Source organism: Streptomyces sp. DvalAA-43 (genome assembly GCF_900091725.1).
Classification (GTDB): Bacteria; Actinomycetota; Actinomycetes; order Streptomycetales; family Streptomycetaceae; genus Streptomyces; species Streptomyces pulveraceus.
Map to the genome: position 1 here is coordinate 257,417 of NZ_FMBW01000087.1, position 24,332 is coordinate 281,748.

19 protein-coding genes and 1 pseudogene are annotated in these 24,332 nt (G+C 71.4%); 12 read left to right on the top strand and 8 right to left on the bottom strand.

From position 1 onward, the window contains the following. Positions 1–41 precede the first annotated feature (41 nt). Both GA0115234_RS36005 and GA0115234_RS36010 read left to right on the top strand, forming a co-directional pair. Complete coding sequence (locus GA0115234_RS36005; protein WP_093550455.1) at positions 42–2,129, top strand: TPM domain-containing protein; 2,088 nt, start codon at positions 42–44, stop codon at positions 2,127–2,129. A 115-nt stretch (positions 2,130–2,244) separates the two neighbouring features. Then, entirely contained in the window at positions 2,245–2,958 is a 714-nt protein-coding gene (locus GA0115234_RS36010; RefSeq protein WP_093550117.1) for a PspA/IM30 family protein, read from the top strand. Between the two features lie 124 nt (positions 2,959–3,082). On the opposite strand, the gene GA0115234_RS36015 is transcribed toward GA0115234_RS36010, so the two are convergent. The 6 genes from GA0115234_RS36015 to GA0115234_RS36040 all read right to left on the bottom strand — a co-directional run bounded on the left by GA0115234_RS36015 (position 3,083) and on the right by GA0115234_RS36040 (position 10,640). Beyond that, positions 3,083–5,611 (bottom strand): SpoIIE family protein phosphatase, encoded by a 2,529-nt coding sequence (locus GA0115234_RS36015; protein WP_093550119.1) that lies wholly within the window; start codon positions 5,609–5,611, stop codon positions 3,083–3,085. A 189-nt stretch (positions 5,612–5,800) separates the two neighbouring features. Beyond that, positions 5,801–6,229, bottom strand: coding sequence for an ATP-binding protein (locus GA0115234_RS36020; RefSeq protein ID WP_093550121.1), 429 nt, complete (start codon positions 6,227–6,229; stop codon positions 5,801–5,803). A gap of 564 nt (positions 6,230–6,793) precedes the next feature. Beyond that, a complete protein-coding gene (locus tag GA0115234_RS36025; RefSeq protein ID WP_176729380.1) occupies positions 6,794–7,198 on the bottom strand; it encodes an NUDIX hydrolase in 405 nt (134 codons plus the stop codon). Between the two features lie 190 nt (positions 7,199–7,388). Next, complete coding sequence (locus tag GA0115234_RS36030) at positions 7,389–7,571, bottom strand: hypothetical protein (protein WP_093550459.1); 183 nt, start codon at positions 7,569–7,571, stop codon at positions 7,389–7,391. Between the two features lie 403 nt (positions 7,572–7,974). Then, on the bottom strand, positions 7,975–8,727 hold the full coding sequence (locus tag GA0115234_RS36035) for a GntR family transcriptional regulator (protein WP_093550123.1): 753 nt from the start codon (positions 8,725–8,727) through the stop codon (positions 7,975–7,977). 326 nt (positions 8,728–9,053) lie between these two features. Beyond that, positions 9,054–10,640, bottom strand: a complete 1,587-nt coding sequence (locus tag GA0115234_RS36040) for a S8 family peptidase (protein ID WP_093550125.1) — start codon at positions 10,638–10,640, stop codon at positions 9,054–9,056. 246 nt (positions 10,641–10,886) lie between these two features. Between GA0115234_RS36040 and GA0115234_RS36045 the strand changes: the two genes are divergently transcribed. Together GA0115234_RS36045 and GA0115234_RS36050 are read left to right on the top strand one after the other, a co-directional pair. Next, positions 10,887–11,984: a threonine synthase gene (locus tag GA0115234_RS36045; protein WP_237542003.1), complete on the top strand. Its 1,098-nt coding sequence runs from the start codon at positions 10,887–10,889 to the stop codon at positions 11,982–11,984. 210 nt (positions 11,985–12,194) lie between these two features. Further along, a complete protein-coding gene (locus GA0115234_RS36050) occupies positions 12,195–14,840 on the top strand; it encodes a discoidin domain-containing protein (protein ID WP_093550129.1) in 2,646 nt (881 codons plus the stop codon). Between the two features lie 21 nt (positions 14,841–14,861). Here the strand turns inward: GA0115234_RS36050 and GA0115234_RS36055 are convergent, their stop codons facing one another. Together GA0115234_RS36055 and GA0115234_RS36060 are read right to left on the bottom strand one after the other, a co-directional pair. Continuing rightward, entirely contained in the window at positions 14,862–15,362 is a 501-nt protein-coding gene (locus GA0115234_RS36055; protein WP_093550131.1) for a levansucrase, read from the bottom strand. A 78-nt stretch (positions 15,363–15,440) separates the two neighbouring features. Next, positions 15,441–16,130 carry a peptidoglycan recognition protein family protein gene (locus tag GA0115234_RS36060; RefSeq protein ID WP_237542004.1) on the bottom strand — a complete coding sequence of 230 codons (690 nt, stop codon included), beginning with the start codon at positions 16,128–16,130 and terminating at the stop codon, positions 15,441–15,443. Positions 16,131–16,692: 562 nt separating this feature from the next. On the opposite strand from GA0115234_RS36060, the pseudogene GA0115234_RS43970 reads away from it, so the two are divergent. The 8 genes and pseudogenes from GA0115234_RS43970 to GA0115234_RS36090 all read left to right on the top strand — a co-directional run. Then, positions 16,693–16,861, top strand: a pseudogene (locus tag GA0115234_RS43970) (type II toxin-antitoxin system RelE/ParE family toxin); the annotation flags it as partial. 231 nt (positions 16,862–17,092) lie between these two features. After that, the gene (locus GA0115234_RS36065) at positions 17,093–17,551 is read left to right on the top strand and encodes a DUF2004 domain-containing protein (protein ID WP_161275724.1); all 459 of its coding nucleotides are present in this window, start codon (positions 17,093–17,095) and stop codon (positions 17,549–17,551) included. Between the two features lie 351 nt (positions 17,552–17,902). Further along, a complete protein-coding gene (locus GA0115234_RS36070; protein ID WP_256088900.1) occupies positions 17,903–18,109 on the top strand; it encodes a CPCC family cysteine-rich protein in 207 nt (68 codons plus the stop codon). Next, positions 18,018–18,476 carry a hypothetical protein gene (locus tag GA0115234_RS42005; protein WP_141718528.1) on the top strand — a complete coding sequence of 153 codons (459 nt, stop codon included), beginning with the start codon at positions 18,018–18,020 and terminating at the stop codon, positions 18,474–18,476. Before GA0115234_RS36070 ends, GA0115234_RS42005 begins: the two co-directional genes overlap by 92 nt. A gap of 55 nt (positions 18,477–18,531) precedes the next feature. After that, positions 18,532–19,785 (top strand): helix-turn-helix domain-containing protein, encoded by a 1,254-nt coding sequence (locus GA0115234_RS36075; protein WP_093550135.1) that lies wholly within the window; start codon positions 18,532–18,534, stop codon positions 19,783–19,785. Between the two features lie 308 nt (positions 19,786–20,093). Next, the gene (locus tag GA0115234_RS36080; protein WP_072483967.1) at positions 20,094–20,885 is read left to right on the top strand and encodes a toll/interleukin-1 receptor domain-containing protein; all 792 of its coding nucleotides are present in this window, start codon (positions 20,094–20,096) and stop codon (positions 20,883–20,885) included. After that, a complete protein-coding gene (locus tag GA0115234_RS36085) occupies positions 20,882–22,873 on the top strand; it encodes a hypothetical protein (RefSeq protein ID WP_093550137.1) in 1,992 nt (663 codons plus the stop codon). The genes GA0115234_RS36080 and GA0115234_RS36085 overlap by 4 nt, the downstream gene beginning before the upstream one ends. Then, positions 22,870–24,216, top strand: coding sequence for a hypothetical protein (locus GA0115234_RS36090; RefSeq protein WP_093550139.1), 1,347 nt, complete (start codon positions 22,870–22,872; stop codon positions 24,214–24,216). The genes GA0115234_RS36085 and GA0115234_RS36090 overlap by 4 nt, the downstream gene beginning before the upstream one ends. Positions 24,217–24,332: the final 116 nt, after the last annotated feature.

The window sequence follows — 24,332 nt, forward strand, 5'->3', positions numbered from 1 at the left end:
TCACGGAGGGTGGACATAGCCTCACAAAGGTGATGCCGCTCGTGAGCCGTACCCGGATATCCGTACCGGGCCGGGCCCTGCTCGCCGTGCTGATCGCGGCGTGCTGGCTGGCCCTTCCCGCAGCGTCGGGCGCACGCGCCGACGATCCCGTCACCCTGTCCCGGGACGGGCAGATCACCGACAAGGTGGGGGCGCTCGGGGACCGCCGGGACCAGGTGCGGACCGCGCTCGACCGGCTGTACGCGGACCGCCGCGTCCAGCTCTTCGTGGTGTACGTGCGGGACTTCTCCGGCCGGTCCGCGCAGAGCTGGGCCGATGCGACGGCCGACCGCAACGGCCTCGGCGGCGACGACATCCTGCTCGCCGTCGCCACCCACGACCGGCAGTACGCGTACACCGTCGAACAGGGTTCCCGGCTCACCGACGCCCAGCTCGCCGATGTGGCGCGCGCGGCGATCGTGCCCGCGCTCCGGGAGCACGACTGGGCGGGGGCGGCGATCGGCGCGGCGGACGGGTACGCCGCCGTACTGGCCGGCAAGGCCGTGCCCACCCCGGCCGTCACCCCCGGTGCCGCCGACCCCGGGACCGGCGCCTCCGGCGGGACGAACGCCGGGGACCTGGTGCTTCCGGTGGTCGTCGTCGGCGGGGCGGCAGCGGTGGCCGGCTACGCGTACACCCGGCGCAGACGGCGCACCACGACCCGCACCACCCCCGGCGCGAAGGGCTGGGGTCCCGCGTCCGCCGGGCCGGGCGGCTCGCCCGCACCGACCCCGCTGCCCGAGCTGGACGCCCGCGCGAAGGAGGCGCTGGTGGACACCGACGACGCGGTCCGCACCAGCGAGGAGGAACTGGGCTTCGCCACCGCCCAGTTCGGCGAGGAGGCCGCGGCCCCCTTCACGGAGGCCGTCGGTTACGCGAAGGGTGAGCTGGTGGCCGCGTTCCGGCTGCGGCAGCAGCTGGACGACGCCTTTCCCGAGGACGACGCGACGCGGCGCCGGATGCTGGACGAGATCATCGGCCGTTGCGCGGACGCGGGTTCCCGCCTGGACGCCGTGTCCGAGGACTTCGACCGGCTGCGCGCCCTGGAACGCGACGCCCCGCGGGCCCTGGACACCGCCGAGGCGGCGTTCCGGGCGCTCGCCGGGCGGGTCGCCGCTGCCGAGTCCGCCCTGGCCACGATGCGCGGCCGGTACGCGCCGTCCGCCTCCGCGTCCGTCGCCGGTGCCATCGAGCAGGCCAAGGACCGGCTCCTCTTCGCCACGTCGAGCCTCAACCGGGCCCGGCAGTCGGTGGACGGCACGGACCACTCCGCGGCCGCGGTGTACATCCGGGCCGCCGAGGGCGCCGTCGACCAGGCGACCACCCTCGTCGACGCGGTGGACCGGCGGACCCGGGAGCTGGCGGAGGCGGCGGACCGGCTGCCCGGCGCCCTCACCGAGACGGAGACCGATCTGGCCGATGCGGGCGGGCTGCTCGAAGGCGCCGGGGACGGGGCGCCGACCGCGGACCTGCGGGGCCAGATCGCCCGTGCGCGGTCGGTCCTCGCCGATGTGCGCGAGGAGCTGCGGGCCGGTCCGTACGACCCGATCGACGCGCTGCGCCGGGTGGAGGAGGCGGACGCGGCGCTCGACGCGGCGCTGGCCGGCGTCCGCGAACGGGAGCGGGGCGACCGGCGGGCGCTCTCCCTCCTGGACGCGGCGACGCTCACCGCCCGTTCGGCGATCGCCGCGGCGGCCGACTACATCACCACGAACCGGGGGGCGGTGGGCAGCCAGGCCCGGACCCGTCTGGCGGAGGCCCAGCGGCGGCTGGACCGGTCCGGCGAGCTGGCCGGGTCGCGGGATCCGCAGGGGGCGCTGGCCGAGGCGCAGCAGGCGGACTCGCTGGCCGGACAGGCCCGGAGCCTGGCCGAACAGGATGTGAGGTCGTACGGGAACCAGGGCGGTCCGGGCGGCACCCGGGCAGGGGGCGGCGGGGTCGGCGGCGCGGTGCTCGGCGGGATCATCCTCGGCGGTCTCCTGGGCGGCGGGGGCGGGTTCGGCGGCGGGGGACACGCCGGGGGCGGCGGGCCCGGCAGCTTCGGCGGCGGCAGCACACGCGGCCGACGCGGTGGCGGCGGCCGCTTCTGAACCGGCGGCACGGCCCCCGGCCCGAGGACTTCGCCCACACGGACTCGCACGGAACAACGCACGGAACGGCATACGTGCCCCACCCGGAGAACCGCACTCGCACAAGGAGAGGTCCATGACCAAGCAGACCATTCTCGGCCGCGTCACCCAGCTGGCGAAGGCCAACATCAACGCGCTGATCGATCAGGCCGAGGATCCGCAGAAGATGCTGGACCAGCTGATCCGTGACTACACGGCCAACATCTCGGAGGCCGAGCAGGCGGTCGCCGCGACCATCGGCAATCTGCGGCTGATGGAACAGGACCACCGGGAGGACGTGGAAGCGGCGAAGGAGTGGGGCGGCAAGGCGCTCGCCGCGAGCCGCAAGGCGGACGAGCTGCGGGTGGCCGGATCGGTCGAGGAGGCGGACAGGTTCGACAACCTGGCCAAGGTCGCGCTCGGCCGTCAGCTCAGGTCGGAGAAGGAGGCCGGGACGGCGGAGCCGACCATCGCCGCGCAGACCGAGGTGGTGGAACGGCTGAAGTCCGGCCTGGACCAGATGAAGACCAAGCTGTCGGAGCTGAAGGCCAAGCGTGACGAGCTCGTCGCCCGCGCCAAGTCCGCCGAGGCGCAGAACCGGATGATGGACTCCGTCAAGAGCATCGATGTCCTCGACCCGACCAGTGAGCTCAGCCGTTTCGAGGACAAGGTGCGGCGCGAGGAGGCGCGGGCGCTGGGCAAGCAGGAGCTGGCCGCGTCGTCCCTGGACGCCCAGTTCGAGCAGCTGGACAGCCTGGGCGACAGCGCCGAGGTCGCTGCCCGGCTGGCCGCGCTGAAGTCGGCTCCGTGAGCGCTGCCCTCCACTCAGTACGAGCTCAGCGCCGTTCGCTCAGTACAGGCCCAGCGGTCGTCCGCTCAGTACGAGCTCAGCAGCTGTCCGCCCAGTAGTACGAGCTCAGCAGCCAGCCGTCTGCTCAGTACATGCTCAGCAGCTGCTCCACCGAGAGTTCGACGGCCGGCTCCCCGTCGGGCAGGGCCAGTTCGAACCAGACGGTCTTGCCGCGCGGTGTGCGCCTCGATCCCCAGCCCACGCTCAGCAGCCCGACCAGCTGGAGTCCGCGCCCGCCCTCGTCGGTGTCGCGGGCCCGCCGCCGCCGGGGCTGGACGAGCCCGGCGTCCCACACCTCGCACACCAGGGTGCGGTCGCGCAGCAGCCTGAGCCGGATCTCGCCCTCCCCGTACCGCAGGGCGTTGGTGACCAGCTCGCTTACCAGTAGTTCGGTGGTGTCGACCAGGTCGTCCAGGCCCCAGGCGAGCAGCCGGCCGCGGGCCAGTTCGCGGGCGCGGCCGACGGAGCGGGGCTCGCGGGGCAGCCGCCAGTCGCCGACCGCGTCGGCGGGCAGTCCCTGGATGCGGGCCATCAGCAGGGCGATGTCGTCCTCGCCGTGCCGGGTGTCGAGGGTGGTCAGTACGTGGTCGCAGAGATCCTCGATCGGCCGTTCCGGATGGACCAGCGCTCCGCGCAGGGCGTCGAGGCCCTCGTCGAGCGGGTGGTCGCGGGACTCGACGAGCCCGTCCGTGTAGAGGGCGAGGAGGGAGCCCTCCTTCAGCTCGATCTCGACCTCCTCGAAGGGTTCGCCGCCGACCCCGAGCGGCATGCCGGGCGGGACGTCGAGCAGCAGGGCGGCCTCGCCCGGCTCGGCCACGGCGGGCGGGAGGTGGCCCGCGTTGGCGAAGGTGCACCGCCGGGTGACCGGGTCGTAGACCGCGTACACACAGGTCGCCAGGTAGACCTCGGAGAGGTCCGCCTCACGGGACTTGTGGGCGACCCGGGAGGGCCACTGGGCGCCGCCGGACGCGCTGCCGCCGCCGGGGGTGCCGAGTCCGCGGGCGACCTCGTCGAGCGCGGCGAGCACTTCCGCGGGTTCCAGGTCGAGCAGGGCCAGGGTCCGTACGGCGGTGCGCAGTTCGCCCATGGCCACGGCGGCTCGCAGCCCGCGGCCCATCACGTCGCCGACGACGAGGGCGGTGCGGTGGCCGGGAAGCTCGATCACGTCGAACCAGTCGCCGCCCACCTCGGTGGCGGTGTTGCCGGGCAGGTAGCGACAGGCGATGTCGAGGCCCGCGGCGACCGGGTCGCCGGGCGGCAGGAGGCTGCGCTGGAGGATCAGGGCGCGCTCGTGCTCGCGCCGGTAGAGGCGGGCGTTGTCGATGCAGACCGCGGCGCGGGCGGCGAGTTCGGTGGCCAGCGCGCGGTCCCGCTCGCCGAAGGGCTCGCTGCCCTTCGTACGGGAGAACTGCACGAGACCGACCACGGTGTCGTGGGCGACCATCGGTACGGCGAGCGTGGACTGGACGAAGCCCCGGTCGTCGCCGGGCACGTCCTCGACGTGGCCGGTGCGCAGGGCGATGGCGCACGGCGAGTTGAACGAGAAGCGGTGCACGGCGCCGAGCTCGGGCGATCCGGTGTCTGCGGCGATGTCGGGCAGGGCGTCCGACACCGCGCTGGCCAGGGCGACGCGGCGCAGTTCGGCGGAGCCGCCGACGGATTCCTGACGGAGCGAGTCCCAGCTGCCGGGCGGTGCGTCGTCGCCGGTGAGCAGCCCCTGGTAGAGGTCGACGGAGGCGAGGTCGCAGAAGCCGGGCACGGCGACGTCGAGGAGTTCGCGGGCGGTGGTCTCCAGGTCGAGGGAGTTGCCGATGCGGGCGCTGGCCTCGTTGAGCAGGGCGAGGTTGCGGCGGGCGCTGGCGGCCTCGCGTGCGGCGATGTGCCTGCGGGTGACGTCGGTGGCGAGTCCGGCGACGCCGATGGGGCGGCCGGAGCCGCTGTGCACGCGGTAGAGGTTCATGGACCAGTGGCGGCTGCCGAGTTCGCCGGGCGCGGTGCCGATGATCCGGAGATCGGTGACGGATGTTCCGGTCTCCAGGACGCGCTCGATGGTCGCGGTGAGCCGGTCGGCCTCGGGGCCGGAGAGGTAGTCCTCGACCGTGCGGCCCCGGTGGTCCTCGGCCCGGCCGCCGAAGACGGTGGCGAAGCGCTGGTTGGCGCGGATCACCGAGAGGTCCGTGCCGAACAGCACGAAGCCGAAGGGAGATTGGCCGAATATGGCCTGTGACGCTGCGAGGTCCGTCTCGATGTGGCGCAGTGCCCGGACGTCCACGACGATGCAGAGCGCGGCCCGTTCCCCGCTCGCCGTCTCGCTCGGCATCACATAGATCTCGGCGAGCCCGTGCACACCGTCCTCGCCCGGTATACGGAAGGGGACGAGGCCCGTCCATTCCTTGCCGTCGAGGATCTCACCGACCCTGCGGCGGCCGTCGGGGCGCAGTTCGGCGGGCATGAACGCCTCGACCGGATCCATGCCCACCGCCCTGTGCGCGGCAATGCCGAAGAGGCCGGCGGCCCGGCGGCTCCACTGCTCGATCAGGCCATCGGGGCCGATCGAGAAGGAGGCGACCCTGATGTAGTCGTAGATCGAGCCAGGCGGGCTGCTCTGCCACATGATCTCGCCCGCTGTCCCAGGTATTTCGCTCACGCGACCGTCCCCTCCAGCTCACACACCGGACCGGTCCTGCCCGCAGTATTCAGCACTCCGGCCCCAACCGACACGGCGTTCACGATCACAGCACGGTCTCAGTCCCTTTCAGCCAGCTTCTGGCCGACCCCTGGTGATCGCCGTCCCACCCCACTCCTAACCAGGTAGGGCCAGCTCGAACCACACGGTCTTGCCGGTCTTTCCCCGCCTGGTCCCCCAGCGGCGGGCGGAACACGCCACCAGCTGCAGCCCCCTGCCCCCTTCGTCCTCCGGCCCAGCCATACGTTCGGTGGGCGGATCCGGAAGCGGATCGGAGACTTCCACGAGCAGACCGGGGTGCGCGACGGGACCGTCGCCGTTGAGATGAGGGCGCACCAGCCGTACCCCGATGGGTCCCGATGTATACCGCATCGAGTTGGTCACCAACTCACTGACCAGCAGAACTGTCACATCCCCGACGGCTGTGTCGAGCCCCCAGGCGCTCAACGCCTCATGGACGGCATGCCGCGCGGATCGCACGGCGCCCGGCACAGCCGGGAAGGTCCACTCGGCGCAGTCGCCTTCGCTGTCGATCACGCCGATCACTTCCCAAGACCAGCTGCGGGGAACACCCTGTTTACAAGGGTTATTCAGCACATACCCGATATTTAGGTTTAACTATCGCCAGGATCGACACGTGGGGCGTACGGGTGTATGGCCGCGCACACGAACAGATGTACACAGCGAGAAGGGCGCACACGGCGATCGGCACGCGCTGCCGCCATGGCGCCCGCCCCGGTCGACCGCCCGCCCGGCACACCGGCTCCGTCCTCGGTCCCGGCGGTGCCGGTACGGGCGTCGCACGTTCGTGGAGCGGCGACGGGGACGGGGGTGGAGACAGTCACGGGCGGGGTCCGGGCCGGGGACAGCGTCGGCGGCTTCAGGCCGCGCCGCGCCCACCTCCGCCGACCTCCGCCGTCTTCCCGAACTGCCGGACCTCATACGCGGATCGGCCCTCCGAAACGACATCGCCGAGTAGGGCACACCCTCAAACACACCGACTTCGGGGCCCCTTGCGGGCCGCGACCCCGGCGGTCGCCCGGCTGCCACCGGACCCGGCCCGCACCGGTGGATCCCTGCGGCACCCCTCGCTTCGAGGACGACGGCCGGTCAGGCCAGCGCCCCCGAGGCCCTGAGGTCGTCGAAGAGCAACTGGTCGACCGGCGGGACGAGCGGCCGGTCGGCGTAGGAGAACCAGGCCATCTCCTCGATCTCGCTGCTGGCGGCCAGCGTCCCGCGATACTCACCGGCGTAGCAGCTCATGCGCACGACCACGCCGTCCGGATGGCCGTGCGCCTGCGCCTCGTACGTGCCCATGTGGGACACGGTCGCCGGGAGGATGGCCACGGTCAGCTCCTCCTCGACCTCGCGCAGCAGGGTCTGCAGGTCGGTCTCCCGGCCCTCGCGCTTGCCGCCGGGAATGTAGAAGACGTCCTTCCCCCGCGGTCGCGCGCAGAGGATCCTGCCGTTCTCCACCCTCACCCATGCCACCGTGTCGATCAGGACCGACATCATTCCGCCTTCGTTCATGTACAACCCGGTCGGACAGGACCTTAGCCGGGCGCGGACCACTCACTGGAACGCCCCCGGGACCAGGGGAATCGAGGCCGGAACGGGCGTCGGGCACGGACGGCCGGCCCGACGAACGCGCGCCTGGTCGCGCGCCGGAGCGCGACGACCACCCGCCGCGCTCCGCGCGGCCGCCCTACGGTTGGGCGCTCTGCCCGACCCGCTCCACCCAGTAGAGCTGCTTGTGTCCGTGCTCATCGAGCTTGTCGGCGATCTTCTGGGCCTCGCCCTCCGTGGCATATCTGCCGACGCGATAGCGGTTGCCGTTGTCGTCCTGCCTTATGACCAGCCACGGGAGAGTGGCACTGTTGTCGCTCATCGTGGCCCTCCCCCGCATCGCGCCCCTCCCTCGAACATCGTGCACGTCACTAAAGATCCCCAGGAAACCGCAGTACGCATATGCCCGAGCGTACGCCTGACCTTCACGCAACGGATACGTAATTACACAAAGAGATACCGATCCGGCCGACAAGAAGGGGCGCACCCGACTGGATGCGCCCCCATGCGCCACGCGACAGCGGTGGCGCCGCCCACCGCCGCCCCGCGTCCCACAAGCGGCGAACGGCGAACAGTGAACGACTACGGACCGGACCGCAGGAGCGGGACATGACAAGCTCGTGCGGCCGGCAATGCCCCGCCGATCACGGAAACCGGCCAGGCATCAGCCCGCCGACACCCACACGGCCACCAGCATCAAGCCCCCAGCGGTCACCGGCCACCGCTCACCTGACCGGAAGGTGATAGCCCACCCGGAAGCGGTCGGCGGGCACCACCACGTCCGCCGTCTCGACCGGGCGGCCCGATGCGTAGTACGTCCGCTCGATCACCATCACCACATGCCCCGGCACCCCACCGAGCGCCAGGAGCTCCTCCGCCAGCCCCGGGCGCGCACCGACCTGCTCGGCCACGTTGTCCACGACGACGTCGATCGCGGCCATCCGCTCGACCACGCCACAGCCGCCCAGCGGGCCCTCCTCCGGCAGCATCACCGGCGTCCGCCCGGTCACGGCGAGCGGCTCCCAGGAGGTGGAGAGCATCATCGGTTCCCCGGCCTCGCGGAAGGTGTACCGCGTCCGCATCACCCGGTCGCCCGGCTCGATGCCCAGCCGCTCGGCGATCTCGGCGCTCGCCCCCTCCTGCTCGCTGCGGGACTCCCACGTCCCGCGCACCCCCTCCGCCGTCTGCTCCTGACGGAACGGACTGGCGCCGGCCGCGGGCCGGTAGCCGGAACGGGCGATCCGCCGCGGAACGGGACGCTCGCGCACATACGTGCCGGAACCGGAACGCCCCTCCACCAGCCCCTCGGCCATCAGCACCTTCCGCGCCTCCAGCGCGACGGTGTCCGAGACCCCGTACTCCTCGCGGATACGCGCCTGCGAAGGCAGGCGCGTATGCGGCGGCAGCGAACCGTTGACGATCTTCTCTCTCAGATCGCTTGCAACGCGCAAATACGCGGGCTGCTCACCGAAAGTCACAGGCCACTCCCAACAGGTTGACAGTCTGCAACAGACTGACAACCGTCGGTTGTGAACCGCAAGCACAGGCCAAAGATTCACTCGAAGTGATGATTCGCTCTGCGCTTATGCATATCCGGCCGTCGCCCACCAGAGGGATCTCAGCTCTTCTCACTCCTCATCCCCGCCTCCGGTTCACCGCAACCTTGTTCGACCCCACACGCGAAGGGGGCGACTGCCGCAGCAGCCGCCCCCGATGTCCGACGCGTCGCGCACGCGTCGCGCGTGCATCACGCATGCATCACCCACGCGTCACGCACGACGCATCGTGACCGGAACCCTCGTCATCAGAACTGCAGACCCCAGGAGTTGACCTTCCCGGTGTCCCCCGCCGCGTTGTCGCCGACCCGCAGCTTCCAGGTGCCGTCGGCCACCTCGGACGAGGCGTTCACCGTGTAGGTGGTGTTCACGTCGTCGGCGCTGCCGCCGGTCCCGTACGCCTTCAGGTTGTAGACCGAACCGTCGGGCGCGACCAGGTCGATCTTCAGGTCGCCGCTGTAGGTGTGCGTGATGTTCACGGGCACGCTCAGCGCGGCCGGCGCGTTGCCGGTGACACCGGTGACGGTGATCGGCGACTCGACGGTGGAGTTGTCACCGATGGCGTAGCTCGTCGCGCTCTCGAACTTCTTGCCGGCCGGCGGGGTGGTGGAGCCGCTGCCGACGTTCAGCAGGCGGTTCGGCGAGCCCGTGCCCGGGTTGGTCACCACTCCGGTGCTGGCCGCGGCGACCAGCCCGGCGGAGACCTGTGCCGGGCTGTCGCTCGGGTGATCGGCCAGGTAGAGGGCCGCGGCACCGGCCACGTGCGGGGTCGCCATCGACGTACCGGAGATCGTGTTGGTGGCGCTGTCGCCGGTGTTCCAGGCCGAGGTGATCGACGAGCCGGGGCCGAAGATGTCCACCACGCTGCCGTAGTTGGAGAAGCTGGAGCGGGCGTCGGTGCTGGTGGTGGAGCCGACCGTGATGGCCTCGGTGACCCGGGCCGGGGACTTCGTGGAGGCATTGGTCGACTCGTTGCCCGCGGCGACGGCGTAGGTGATGCCGGACGCGACCGACTTGCGCACGGCGGCGTCGAGCACCGAGTCCGCCCCGCCGCCCAGGCTCATGTTGGCCACCGCGGGCTTGACGGCGTTCGCCGTCACCCAGTCGATGCCCGCGACGACCTGCGCGGTCGTGCCGGAACCACTGTTGTCGAGGACCCGGACGGCGACGATCTTCGCCTTCTTGGCCACTCCGTACGCCGAACCGGCGACGGTGCCCGCCACATGGGTGCCGTGGCCGTAGCCGTCCTGCGCGGTGTTGTCGTTGTCGATGGCGTCGTAGCCGTACGAGGCCCGGCCGCCGAAGTCGCTGTGGGTGATCCGTACACCGGTGTCGATGATGTACGCGGTGACACCCGCGCCGCCGTTGTCGGGATAGGTGTAACTCTGGTTCAGCGGAAGGGACTTCTGGTCGATCCGGTCGAGGCCCCAGGAGGGCGGCGAGGGCTGGGTGCCGGTGACCCGGAAGGTCCGGTTCTGCACCACGGACTCGACGGCCGGGTCGGCGGCGAACTTCTTCGCCTGGCTCTCCGAGAGCTCCACCGCGTAGCCGTTGACGGCGGCGCGGTAGGTCTTCTTGATCCTGGCGCCGTACTCCTCGGCGAGTGCCCTGCCCTTCGCGGAACCCGCCTCGGCCGCCGACTCGTCGAGCGTGACGATGTAGCTGCCGCTGATGGTGCCCGGGGCGCCCGCGTTCTGGATCAGGCCTTCCGCCGCCGGCGCGGACGCCGAGGCCGGGAACACCGCCGCGCCGGAGAGCGCGAGGGCCGCACCGGCCATGACACTCACCGCGGCGATTCTTCGGCGTGCGTGGGGGGTGTGACGCGTCACTGACATGTGGGGGGTCCTCCTCGATTGCGGTGCTCCGGTGGGGGGGGTTCACATGCGGTCGAGACGGCGCAGGGACGGGGCGACATGGACGTGAATGCCATGGGCATGACAATCCATTGCTGCGGGTTCCACACCGCCCAAGGCCCTGCCGACAGCGAAAGATTGACCGATTCTTGGGAATCGCACAAGGGTGCGCTGGGCTCCGCAATACCTTCGCCATGGAGCGGCCACACGCCTGACATGCTGACCGGCATGCCCGCATACCTCTGCCCGCAGGACGGCACCCGCGCCGACATCACCGCTCTCACCTGGTGCTGCCCGGTCTGCCGCGGCCCCTGGGACCTCGAATTCGAGCCCTCCGGCCCGCTCTCGCTCAACTCCCTGGCCGGTCGGGTCAATTCACTGTGGCGTTACGAGGAGGTGCTGCCCCTCTCCGCCCCCGCGACCACGCTCGGCGAGGGCCGCACCCCGCTCGTCCCGCTCACCGGCACGGTCTCGGCCAAGCTCGACTTCCTGATGCCGACGCTCTCCTTCAAGGACCGCGGCGCGGTGATGCTCGCCGAGCTGGCCCGCCGGCTGTCGCCCGAGCGCGTCGTCGCGGACAGCAGCGGCAACGCCGGAACGGCCGTCGCCGCGTACTGCGCCCGCGCCTCGCTCCCCTGCACGGTGTACGTCCCCGAGGGCACCTCCCCGAAGAAGACCGAGCAGATCCGGGCCCACGGCGCCCGCCTGGAGATCGTCCCCGGCGACCGCGAGGCGACCGCGGCCGCCGCCCGTACCGCCGCCGACGCCCCCGGCACCTTCTACGCCTCGCACGTCTTCAACCCGTACTTCCTGCACGGCACGAAGACCTATGTGTACGAGCTGTGGGAGGACCTCGGCGGCCGCCTCCCGGACGCCATCGCCGTACCGGCCGGCAACGGCACCCTTCTCCTCGGCGCGGCCCTCGCCACCGCCGAGCTCCACGCCCAGGGGCTGATCGACCGGCGCCCGGCGCTGATCGCCGTGCAGGCCGAGGCCGTGTCCCCGCTGGCCGCCGCCTTCCGCGCGGGCGCCGACGACCTGCCCGACGCCCCGGCCGGCCCCGCCGCCCCCACCCTCGCCGAGGGCATCGCCATCCCCCGCCCGCCGCGCGCCCGTGCCATCCTGGCCGCCGTCCGCGAGTTGGGCGGCACCTTCCTCACGGTGACCGAGGACCGGATCCGCGCCGCGCAGCTGGATCTGGCCGCCCGCGGGTTCTACGTGGAGACGACGGGCGTCGCCTGCTGGGCCGCGGTCGGCGACTGGACGGACCGGAGCGTCGTCGTCCCCCTGTGCGGCGCGGGCCTCAAGACCGGCCTCGCCCCCTGACGGACTCGCCCCCTCTGCCGGACTCGCCCCTGACTGCCTCGCCCCCTGACGGAGCGCCCCCGGCAGCCACAGCCCCGCCCGCCGCCACATCGATCGGACCACCGGCGCCCGCCGCCTCGCCAATCGGACCACCGACGCCCACCGCCTCATCAGCCGTTCACCCCGCGCGCCGCGCACCACCACGCGCCGCGCGCTTCCTACCTTCGTACGGTGAGCCTCTCGCGCGTCCGTCTCCTCACGTCCCTTGCATCCCTCGCGGCCCTCACGTCCCTCGCGCTCCTGGTCGCGGGCACGTTGATCGCGCCGGAGGCGCCCGTCTCGTACGCGGCGGCCTCTCCGTCCCCGACGGGCGCCGCCTGCGGCCGGGACACCGACCCCGCCTGGGCCCCGGCCTCCACCCGGTACGGCGAGGCGGCCGGCTACGACCCCTACACCGGCAATGGCTATCTGGGCCACCGGGTGCCCGCCGCGGGTGCCGGATACGCCGCGACGGGCGAGAAGACCGGCTGGCCGCTGTTCACCCCGCGCTACGACGGCGCGTTCGTCTCCGGCCTGTTCGGGCGCGACAAGGACCTCGCCGCCGGCCGCGAGGTGGTCGCCGCGCTGCCGAGCTGGACGAACCTCGACGTACGCGTCGGCGACGAGACCTACGGCTCCGGCACACCCCCCGGCCGGATCTCGCACTACCGCCAGACGCTCTTCCTGCACTGCGGACTGGTGCGTACGTCACTGCGGTGGACCACGGCCGACGGGCGCGCGACCGACCTGACGTACGAGGTGCTCGCCGACCGGTCCGATGTGCACACGGGCGCCGTACGCCTGAGCATGACACCGCACTGGAACGGCACCGCGACCGTCACCGGCCGACTCGACCCGAGGGGCGCACGCCGGCTCGATCTCGACGACGACGGTACGTTCCGCACCCGGGGCACCGGGATCGCGGGCGCGATCGTCCAGACCGTGCGCGCCGGAGCGCCGGGCACCGGTGCGCCGGTCGAGGCGCGGAGCGCGCACCGGGTGCGCGACGGGCGTACGTACACCTTCGAGAAGTACGTCGGCGTCGACACCGCGCTCACCTCCCCCGACCCGCGCACCGCCGCCCGTGACGCCTCCCGGCGCGCGGCCCGGCGCGGCTGGTCCGGGGTCCTGACGGCGAACGCGGCCGCCTGGCGGCGGGCCTGGGCGTCCGACATCTCCGTACCGGACGGTCCCGAGCTCCAGAAATGGCTGCGGGCGGCGCAGTACGGACTGCTGGCCTCCACTCGGACGGGGTCCCGCGACAGCATCGCACCGGCCGGTCTGACCAGCGACAACTACGCCGGCATGGTGTTCTGGGACGCCGAGACGTGGATGTACCCGGGGCTGCTGGCCACCCGCCCCGAGCTGGCCCGCACGGTCGTCGAGTACCGCTACCGCACCCGCGACGCCGCCCGCGCCAACGCCCGGAAGCTGGGGTTCCAGGGCCTGTTCTATCCCTGGACGAGCGCGAGCGGGGGCGACCTGTGGTCCGAGTGCCAGAGCTGGAACCCCCCGCACTGCGTCACCCAGAACCACCTCCAGGGCGATGTGTCGCTGGCCGTCTGGCAGTTCTACCTGGCCACCGGTGACCGCGACTGGCTGGCCGGCCACGGCTGGCCGCTGCTCCAGGGCATCGCCGACTTCTGGGTGTCGCGGGCCACCGCCGACGCCGACGGCGGCTACTCGGTGAAGGAGGTCGCGGGCCCCGACGAGTACAGCAACGGCGTCACCGACGGGGTCTTCACCAACGCGGTCGCCGCCACCGCCCTGCGCAACGCCACCAGGGCGGCGCAGCTGCTCGGACACCCCGCACCGGCCGAGTGGCAGCGGGTCGCGGACGGCCTGCGCATCCCGTACGACCCGGCGCGCAAGCTCTTCCTCCAGTACGCGGGCTACAACGGCTCGACGATCAAGCAGGCCGACACGGTGCTGCTGATCTATCCGCTGGAGTGGCCGATGGAGCCGGGCGCCGCAGCGGCCACGCTCGACTACTACGCGGCCCGCACCGATCCGGACGGCCCGGCCATGACCGACTCGGTCCATGCGATCGACGCGGCCACGATCGGAGAGCCCGGCTGCGCGACATACACCTATCTCCAGCGTGCCGTGCGCCCGTTCGTGCGCGGCCCGTACGCCCTGTTCAGCGAGGCCAGGGGCGCGAAGTCCGGCGCACAGGACCCCTTGTCGGGCTCCCCCGCGGAGGACTTCCTCACCGGGAAGGGCGGGTTCCTCCAGGTCTTCACTCACGGCCTGACGGGCCTGCGGCTACGGGAGGACGGGGTACGTCTCGATCCGATGCTGCCGCCGCAACTGGGCAGCGGCGTCACACTGACGGGCCTGCGCTACCGGGGCCGCACGTACGACCTCGCGATCGGCCCCCGGACGACCACGGTCCGGCTGGCCTCCGGCGCCCCCTTCACCGTCCACTCCCCCGAGGGCCCCCGCCTGCTCACCGGCACGCTCGCTCTCCCCACGCGTCGCCCCGACCTCGCGGCGACGACCGATGCGGCCCGCTGCCGCCCGGCGACGGCGACCTCGGAGGCCCCCGGCCTGTACGCGGCCGCCGCGGTGGACGGCAGCCCGGCCACCGCCTGGTATCCGGACGGCAGGACGGGCGCACTGACGGTGGACCTGGGGCGCGCGGCCGCGGTCACCTCGGCCGAACCGGAGTGGACGGACACGCACCCGGCCTCGTACCACCTGGAGACCTCGCCCGACGGCACCCGCTGGCAGCCGTACCTGGCGGGAACGGTGGCCCGGCTGGTGCGGCTCACGGTCACCTCCGACGACGAGCAGAAGCCCGCAGGTGTAAGGGAGTTGACGATCACGCAGCCCTAGTCGAAAGGTCGGCGCGAAGGCTCAGCCCCGCGGAGAGAAGTAGTGGGCACCCTTCTCGATCAGATGCGAGGCATAGGCCCGCCCCAGGGCCGGCTTCCCCCGATACATCCCCACATAACCGCACGCGCCGTCGACCACGACCGGGCGGGCGAAACAGGCGAACTGATTGCGCTGCTTCTCCTCCGCCCACGCCATCGCGGCCGGATCGATCCGGTCACTGACCAGGACGGGGAAGGCCGCGACGCCCGTCTGCATCCCGACGGGCAGACCGCCCTTGTTCTTCTTGGCGTACGCGAGCACCTGCGTGGTGAACGCGTCGATGACGGGCACGGTGACCTCGGGCACGGCGGCGGCCACGGTGAACAGATGCAGATTGGTGGCCGCCCACCGCATCCGGAAGTCGGCCCGCCGTCCCACGAGAACCGGAACTCCCGACCAGTCCTCCCAGCGCGGGGCACAGCCATCGGCCGCCAGTCGGCCCTCGACCGAGGCCAGGTAGTTCCGTATCGACTCTTCGCTCATGGCCGCGATTGTCCACGGCCCGCCCCGCTCCACGAAATAGCGGGACACCGCGTACCCCGCCCCCTCCTCGGCGCCCCGTCAACGACCGCCGGGCCGGGCGCTCCCCGGCCCCGCGGCGAGGCGGGCACTGGAGGAGATGCGCGGTGACCTGCCCTGAAGGCCCGCGGCAAGCTTCCGGATCGCGGGGAGCCGGGCGAACAGCGCCTCCCCGGGACAGTTGGTGGCGAAGCCGTCACGGTGACCGGATATGGCGTCGAACTGGGCTGAAGCACCCTTGGCGTAGCGGCTGTTGTCGTTCGTGGACGTGAGCCCCACCTTGCCGGCCGGGTCGACCCCGCCCAGCCCGAGCTTCCAGGCGGCGAGGGCCGCGATGGCACGCTCCATGGCGGCCGGTACCGGCGTCCCCGGCCCGAACGTCCCGATGGCCGCGATCCCCGTGGTGCCCTGGTTGAACCCGAGGGTGTGGGCGCCGACGACGGGCCGGTCGGCACCGCCGGCCCGCCCCTCGTAGATGGTGCCGCACCGGTCGACGAGGAAGTTGTAACCGAAGTCGCCCCACCCTCGGTCACGGGTCTGGCCCGTGTACAGATCGCGCAGGGTCCGGGGGACGTCCGCGCAGTCGTAGCCGTTGGGGGTGTCGGTGTGATGGACGAAGACCGCCCTGACCCCGCCCGCGTAGTGGGCGTTCCGGTCACGCTTGGTCTCGTCGGCCTGCCACTGCGCCCGCGACACGATCGCGGGCCGGGGCGCCATACGGGGCAGAGCCATCGAGGCCGCCCCGAGAGCCGGAAACGACCGCCCGGTGCCGACCACCGGCACAACCGACGGCCCGACCGCTTCGGGTCGCCACAAGGAAGGGGGCCCTTCGGGAGCCTGGTCATGGACGGCCCGCGCCGTCGCCACTCCGGCAGGTGCCACCATCAGGGGAAACACCATGGGAACGGTGGCCCACAGCGCTATTCGGTACAGACGCACAGGAAAAACCTTCTCCGTCTTCCGCTTTCGGCTCCCGTCGGAATGCAGCCGGGAGCACCCATGCCCACAGCCTCACGGCGCCCCGCCCACCGCGCGCGCCGGATTAGTGCAGACAGACGATCACGAGGGGACACACCACCGCACTGCCACGCGGGCACGCGGGCACGCGGGCACTACGGCGATACGAAGGCCCGCCGACCGCTCGGACGCATGGCCTCTGTGTCCACACGGGACATCCCGTCCCCCTGGGCGCACGCCCCGGCCACCACCGATCGAGTCCATGCGCGATGTCCGGGCACACCTCACCGAGATCGCGCAGCGAGAGGACGTCAAGGGGGAGAGAGGCCGACGCACGGTGAATGAGTACCGCACCGCCTCCCGCCCCGAGGCTCAGGCCGAGCTCCACAGAGTCCCGTGCTGTGCGGGGCCTCCTCATTCCGACCAGGGCGACCGAGCTGGAGACCGACCCTCTGGGGTTCCACACCACCGCCCTGGTCTCCCAGCCCGACCGCCGCCGCCTGAAAGCTATCTGACGTCGAGTCAGAACATTCCGGGAGCCACACCGGTCGCCGCGCAGAACAAGAACGGGGCACCGAAGGCGCTGTACCGGCAGAACCGGCATCCCCACGGAACGGTCGAGGCCCTAACCTGGACCAGGAACGTTCGCTACCTCTCAATCCGTACCGCCCATCGGAATGACAGGCCCCATGAAGAGTATCGATCACCCCTACTTCGGCCACCTTGAGGTTCCGCCGGTGGACGAGACGGAAGTCATCTGGGAAGGCACAGCCACACTGGGAAGCAGCGAGGTCGAAATCCGGCTGTGGGCCGACCCCAACCGCGGGCTGGACACGGGAGAACTGGATGCGTTCGCGACGCGCCTGACCCACCTGCCGGTCCTGGACACCGCGGCTCGCGCGGCGATCCGTGAGGAACTACATCAGGATCGCTACTTCATCGACCACCACGTCGACGAACTCGACGAGGCCGAAGTGATCAAGCGCCTCACCCGGGAAGCGAACGGCGAACCGATCAGCGTCGACGCGTTCACCGCCGCCATGCACCCCGTCCGGATCGGCCTGTGGCACCCGACCGGAGAGGCCGAGACCCGGATCGTCATGGACTACACGATCGACGCCGTGACCAGCGACGAACTCCTTGCCGTCAAGGTGACCCGCGACGGGACCGTGGCATCCGTCGACTGGGAAAGCTGACAACGCCCAGCCCTGCCCCGGTGGTGGCGTGCCCCCTGCGGCACCGCACAGGGCACGGCACATCGACCCCGGGGATTCGGGTGATGCTCCGCAGCCTGGCCGCAGAACAGCAACTGATCCAGGACGCCGATACCGAACAAAGAGCCCGCCCCCAGGCCGCACCGCAAAACGGCAGGCGTTGACACCCGACGGCCGTCTACGGGTGTCCCGCGGACTGGCTGGGTACGCCGAGGCAGAGAGATCCATGGCACACCGGCGGAACCTGCAATGAGACTGCGCAGATGAGCGACTCCTGCCCCCCGCCTCTTCTGTGGGCGTCAGGTCCTGGACGAGACGCCCGGCGCGTACGCCATCTACCCTGTCTGCTTCTGGGAGAACGACACCATCCAGTTGCGGTGGCCCACCGTGGATGGCGGGGCGAACAAGGTCTCCCTCATCCATCAACGACCTGGCCGACCACCCCCAAGTGATCTTCCACTCCCAGTTCTGGCAGGTGGGCGCCCGCCGCACGTACGGCGTCTCCGGTACCGGCCTGGACTGGGAACTCGACTGGGCTGAGCCCTGGGAGCACCTGGTCGAAGAGTCCCGCACCTGGCCCCTGCTGGAAGCCTCCGAAGCTCCCGCCGGCGACAACATCTTCGTCGCCCCCACCTGGATCGACGAGCGCTGCGACTTCGCGAACGACTGGAAACGGCCCGTGATCCTGTCATTCTCGATCGCCATGTACCGATCACGGTCGACCCCGGTCGCTCCAAGAAACGGACGGGAAACAACGGAGAATGAAAGAGGCAACGGGCAACACCGCCGAACCCCGATTCTCCAGGCGCGCGTCGCGCCCGACTCACTTTCGGATGCGGACCGGAACGAAGCCGTCACGCCAGGTATTCGCCGTCGGGTTTCGTGTCGACCGGTGATCGCCGGATGACGGCTCCCGCGAGGGCGGACGGCTCTCGCGGTCACTGTTCAAGGGGAGGTTGATGATGAGCACGACTTTACGTTTTGGCCCGGAACTTCGCCGTTTACGAGTAGAAGCGGGGCTGACTCTGACTGAGTTCTCCGTGGCGCTCCACTACGACAAGGGGCACATAAGCAAGGTCGAGCGCGGGGAGCGTTCCGCGTCCCCCGAGCTAGCCCGGCGGTGCGACGCCTTCCTCGGCGCGGACGGCGAGCTGCAGCGCCTGGTCACCCGACCCGAGACGGACTCGGACTCGGGCACCGCCGAATCCCCCGCCGGTCCGAGCCGCTGGCTCGTCGGGCTCCGGGCGGTCCTCTCGGCGGGTACGGGAGCGCTGATCGACCTCGGCCTGAAACTCGGCAGCCAGGCGCTGTCCTCCGCCGACGACCCCCTCCTGCCCTCCTTCCGCATGCAGTTCGACCAGCTGCGGAAGCTCGGTCAGTCCACCGCACCCACGGTCCTGCTGCCCCTGCTGGAGACGCAGACGCGCATGATCGCCGGGCTGGCCGCCGACGCCCGGTCCGTTTCTCGGGCCCCTGCGCTCCCGCTCGCCTCGCGGTTCGCGGAGTTCACCCGCTGGATGGCCCAGGAGGCCGGGGACAGCGACGCGGCACTCGGCTGGACGGGCGAGGCCGCCGAACTGGCGCGCGCCGGGGGTGACCCGTACCTCGGTTCCTACGCACTGGTGCGACGCGCCCTGGTCACAATGTACGGCGGGGACGCCGCTGGCACCGTCGCCCTGGCCCGCCGCGCCCAGAGCAGCGAACTCCCGCCGCGCATCCGGGGACTCGCGGCCCAGCGGGAGGCCCAGGGGCACGCGCTCGTCGGCAACGAAGTCGACTGCCTCCGCAGCCTCGACAGGGCGCGGGAACTGCTTGCCGGCGACGACGCCCGCAATGGCGCCGAGCCCGTGATCGGCACCTCCCATGTGAGCGATCCGGCGGCGATGTCGACCGGCTGGTGCCTGCTTGACCTCGGCCGCCCCAAGGCCGCCGCCGAGGTACTCGACCGGGAGTACCGCCGCCTCCCGCCGCACGCGCTGCGTACCCGCGCCCGGTACGGCTTCCGCCGGTCCTTGGCTCATGCCGCCTCCGGGGAGGTCGAGCACGCGTGCGCGATCGCCGGGGATCTTCTGGGAGTGATGCCGGCCGTGCCCTCGGCGACGTTGAACAGCGACGTCCGGCGTCTCGCACGGGAACTCTCCCGGTTCCGGAGCAGCCGCGCCGTACGTGATCTGCAGCCCGCGCTGGCACGCGTACTCGCCCCCGCGCACGGCTGACAGCCCCTCCACGACCGACAGACTAGAGCCGCCCGGCTCGCCGGACTACCCGGCCCCTCCGCCCTCCGGATCCCACGATCCCCGGCGGAACCCTCTGATCACCGCTCGACGCGTCGCATCGCGCCCCCGGCTTCTTCGGGCTGCCCGCGACCAGTGACACACCAGGCGGCGCCCCTCCATCCGCACGCCCTCCCGTGGATGCGCCATGCCGTCCACACGGTCGGGACCTCATGGCCCGGGCGGACCGGAGCCCCGGTCCACAGCCCCGTGCCCGTTCACCCCGTCTTCCTTTCACGAAGGGAACCTTCATGCCCGACGTCTTCGTCAACTACCGCACAGGCGACGAGGAGTCCGCAGCGACCATGATCGCTCGGGAACTCGCCCGTCGGTTCGGCGACGAGCGGATCTTCTTCGCCAGCAACTCGATCGAGCCCGGACGCCGTTTCCCGGTGGAACTGGTCAGGGCGGTGGAGGAATGCGAGGCTCTCCTCGCCGTGATCGGCCCGCGCTGGGCAGAGGTACGGGGGGCCGACGGCCGCCCCGCCCTCGAAGCCGAGCAGGACTGGACCCGTCGCGAGATCCAGACCGCGCTCGACCGCGGGGTCCTGGTGATCCCCGTGCTCGTCGGAAAGGCCACGAGGATCGACCGCTCCGTCCTTCCGGACGATCTGCTGGAGCTGGCGGACTGCCAGTACAGGCGGTTCGACCACCGCAACGCCGAATCGGACCTGACGGCGCTCGGCGACACCCTCGCCCGGCTCCTGCCCGAGCTGGGTGCGGTGGACCGCGACGCCCGTGCGGCGCGGGAGCGGGCGGAGGCGAAGTCCCGCAAGAAATCGGCCAAGGATGCCAGGCACACCAGGATGCGGACGCGCGACGTCGAACAGCGCGTGCGCGGCATCGGAAACCTCAACGGAGATCTGTCCGGCACCTTCGTCAACGAACCGCAGGGGCCCGTGAACACCGGTGGGGGGCACCAGTACAACGCTCCCCACTTCGAGGGCGACAACACCGGGGTCCAGTTCACCGCGGGCGACAACAGCGGTACGGTCCACCAACGCTTCGAGCGCGAGCGTCGGCGCTCGGACGACGGACGATGACCGAGCAGGACCGCGTCACCGTCAACGATCCGCGTGGCCCGGTGAACAACGGCGAGGGGCACCAGTACGTCTTCTACGGCGTCGGCGCGGACTGGATGATCCGCAAAGGAGTCGAGTCCCTCCGGATCCCCCGCGAGGACCGGGTGCGCCTGGCCGACCGGTTCGTTCGGCCGGTGGGCTATCGCATCGCCGCCGGCTGCCTGGAGAAGCCCGGATCGGTGGTGCTGCTGGAGGCTGCGCCCGGCAGCGGCCGGCGCGCCGCAGCGATCATGCTGCTGCACGAGCTCGGTGAGGACGCAGGCGCTGAAGAGGAGCAGGAGGAGGACCGGTTCGAGGAGCTTCCCGCCACGGACAAGGACAAGGCCACTCTCGCCCCCGACGAGGGGGACCGCTTCCTCCTCGACCTCTCCGGGATCGCCGACGAGGAGGCGTATGCCAAGGCCCAGCGCCTCCTGGTCGTGCGCCGGTCACAGGTCCAGGAGGCGGGGGCCCACATGGTGGTCGTCCTGCCGTCGGGCATGGAGCACGCCCACGCGCCGGAGCTCGAACCGCACACGGTGGCGCTGGGGCGCCCTCGGGGGATCGCCGTCGTCACCCGGTACCTCCGTATGGACCGGATGGCCTTCCACTCCACGGACCTGGGGAGCTACGACCTCCAGCGCCTGTGCGAACGCTCCCCCATGCGGGAACTGGCGCGGCTCGCGGGGCTGGTGAGGTCTGCTCGCGACAGCGGCCGGTTCGGCGTCGACTTCGCGGGATGGCTCGACCAGGCGATGCACGCGGTGACCGACCGTGTCGGTGAGGTGGGCCGGCAGGTGGCCACGGTCCGCACCGCGCCCGAGCGGGCCCTGCTGCTCGCGGCGGCAGTGTTCGAGGAGGCCCGCGCCGACACCGTCTACGAGGCATGGCACGGCTTGATGAGGACGGTGAGGCACGAGGAAGAGACGACAACCGAGCTCGCACGGACGGATTTCGGGGAGCGATTGGCGACGCTCGGGATCGAGCGGGACCTGGAAGGGCGGCTCCACTTCGGGCGGCTGGCCTACGCCGACGCGGTACGGACGTACTTCTGGGCGAACTTCCCCGGGACACGCGACGACCTCAGGAATTGGATCGGCCATGCCGCCGGGCTCCGCGGTCTGACCACCGACGACCGGGTGAACGTCGTCATCCGCTTCGGCGAGCGGTCCCTGGCTGTCGGGCGGCCCGACCACATCTTCGACCTTGTGGTCCGCTGGGCGGACCACGCGACCGGGGCGTCCTGTGACCCACGAGCCGTGGCGGCCCTCGAACTCGGTCTCAGCCACGAGAGGTTCGGAGGATGGTTCCGCAGACGGATGTACGAGTGCGCGAGGTCCGGCCCCTTGTCGGACGGTCTCGTTCGCGTCCTGACCGCTGCCTGCCTCCAGAGCCTTGGCGCGACGCACCCGGAACAGGCAATGGTGCGGCTCCATCACCTAGCCGTACGGAAGGGGGAGGCGGCACGCGGGGCCCGGGAAGTACTTCTCGACCTCGCCGGCCGCGACCGTCGGCACTACCGGCTACTGATCGACCGCCTGCGGGACCGGACGCGTCGGGAGCCGCGCGGGGCTGAGCTCCATCTCCGGCTGCTCGCTGAACTGTTGAGGAGCAACCGGGCACCGGAGCCGCCGCCGTGGCCGGACCTGTTCCTGGGCTGGGAGACGGTTTTCTCCCAGCCGCCGACGGAGCTCTGGAACCCGCTGGTGAGTAGTTGGCTGAACGCCGCGGTGGGCGACAGTAAACGGGAGATGGCGCTGGGCGTGATGGTCGGGGCGACACACGGCCGCACGGCCGCTCTGCACCGCCTCTACGCCATCGCCTGCGGCTGGGCGGGACCCAGGCACCACCCGCCCCGGGCGGCCGTCGCCGCCCTCTTCTGGCAGCACATCGACAACGCGCAGTACGTCCGCACGGAGAGTGCGAAGCGTGCGGGCACCGGACCACGGACCACGGAAGAGGCACGATGAAACACCGCTTTCCCAGCCTGCTGTTCGTCGCTCTCTGCGGCCTCGCACCGGCTGCGCTCGGAAACCTCCTGCACTGGTCGGCGTGGCTGTGGGGCTTCATGTCCATGGTCACATCCTCGGGCTCCCTGCTGCTCGTGATGACGGTCCTCAGCGGTGGCCGCGCGTCGGCCGATCCGTACGAGCCCGAGGAAGCTGAGCCGCCCGCGGCGCCGACGGAGCAGCCGTACCAGGAGACTCGGGTGGTCGACGCGGCGCTGCCGAGCGCAACGGACGGCTACGACTTCCTCTTCTCCGCCACCGTGTGGTGGAGGCCGGCCCCCGACCACGCCGACTGGTCCGACGGCGCCTCCCCAGCCCTCGCTGTTTCCTCGGTCGTCAGCCGGGCCCTGCAGGTCGTCCGCCACGAGGAGCCCGGCCGGGCGAGCTTCGCACGGTATCTCCTGGAAGGGGAGCTGGGCGCCCCGCTCCCGGACCGGAGCGGACGGGTGAAGGCCCTGGCGGCCGATGTGACACTGACCCTCTCCCCCGCCGACCGCGAGCGCCTGCGGAAATTGAACGACCTTCGCAAGGACGAGGAGCTCTGGGAGTACGAGCGTCAGCACGAGCGCAACAAGCGGGGCTACCTCGGTGACGACGTGCTCAAGAGCACGGGCAGCGCCGTGGTGTGGTGGCTGGCCCGTCACGAGGACGACATCGAGAAGGCAGTCGACATGATCGGTCCGCTCGCCCAGATCTCGGCGGCGGCCAAGAACGAGGAGGTGCCCGAGATCTTCCGGCACCTGCTCGTCCCGCCCGTGGACGCGCGGACCGAAGCAACCGTCGGAGGCCCGCTGTGGGACGGACACGCCCAGGGAGGAGGGACGTTCGACCGCGAGGAGGAAGTGGGGGTTTCGGATCGGCTGCTCCTGCTGCTGGCGGCGGTGGGCCTGAAGCCGGACATGGATGAGTACACGGTGTTCGTGCACCGTGTGGTGCGGAGCCTGGAGGCGGCCGGGCTGGACGAGGCCGCCGAGGAGATCAGGCGGACCCTTCTCCCGGCGCCCGACGAGGGGCCGGGGGGTGAGCCTCCGAGCGAGGGGGACACCACCGGGCCCTGGTCGCCGCGCTTCCGAGCCCCCGAGGGCGCGCCGTTCACCGACGCGGCCGCGGACACGGATGCCGACCCGGATGCATTCACGCCGGGGTCCGCGGAGAGCAGCGCAGGCGAACGGAACCAAGACCGGCAGGAGACGAGCGAGGACAACATGACGCCTCCCTACTTCTGGGACACCTCGCACAGCCCGCACCGGCCCGCTGCACCTCGCGCACAGGACGAGGACGACGAAGACGAAGACAGGAGCTGATCCGGTAGACGGTCGGTCCTCCGGGGCTCCCCCTTCACTGCACATCGCGGCGGGGGAGCCTTTCCTGTCCCGGGACCTGCGCACGAGCAGGCTCAGGACCGCCAACGCTGCACGAC

Excerpts from the sequence above, each read along its gene's own strand:
- GA0115234_RS36030 (WP_093550459.1), bottom strand. The coding sequence starts at position 7,571 with ATGAGCGACAACAGTGCCACTCTCCCGTGGCTGGTCATAAGGCAGGAC.
- GA0115234_RS36040 (WP_093550125.1), bottom strand. The coding sequence starts at position 10,640 with ATGTCAGTGACGCGTCACACCCCCCACGCACGCCGAAGAATCGCCGCG.
- GA0115234_RS36075 (WP_093550135.1), top strand. The coding sequence starts at position 18,532 with ATGAGCACGACTTTACGTTTTGGCCCGGAACTTCGCCGTTTACGAGTA.
- GA0115234_RS36085 (WP_093550137.1), top strand. The coding sequence starts at position 20,882 with ATGACCGAGCAGGACCGCGTCACCGTCAACGATCCGCGTGGCCCGGTG.
- GA0115234_RS36010 (WP_093550117.1), top strand. The coding sequence starts at position 2,245 with ATGACCAAGCAGACCATTCTCGGCCGCGTCACCCAGCTGGCGAAGGCC.
- GA0115234_RS36080 (WP_072483967.1), top strand. The coding sequence starts at position 20,094 with ATGCCCGACGTCTTCGTCAACTACCGCACAGGCGACGAGGAGTCCGCA.
- GA0115234_RS36055 (WP_093550131.1), bottom strand. The coding sequence starts at position 15,362 with ATGAGCGAAGAGTCGATACGGAACTACCTGGCCTCGGTCGAGGGCCGA.
- GA0115234_RS36015 (WP_093550119.1), bottom strand. The coding sequence starts at position 5,611 with ATGTGGCAGAGCAGCCCGCCTGGCTCGATCTACGACTACATCAGGGTC.
- GA0115234_RS36060 (WP_237542004.1), bottom strand. The coding sequence starts at position 16,130 with ATGGCTCTGCCCCGTATGGCGCCCCGGCCCGCGATCGTGTCGCGGGCG.
- GA0115234_RS36045 (WP_237542003.1), top strand. The coding sequence starts at position 10,887 with ATGCCCGCATACCTCTGCCCGCAGGACGGCACCCGCGCCGACATCACC.
- GA0115234_RS36025 (WP_176729380.1), bottom strand. The coding sequence starts at position 7,198 with ATGATGTCGGTCCTGATCGACACGGTGGCATGGGTGAGGGTGGAGAAC.
- GA0115234_RS36090 (WP_093550139.1), top strand. The coding sequence starts at position 22,870 with ATGAAACACCGCTTTCCCAGCCTGCTGTTCGTCGCTCTCTGCGGCCTC.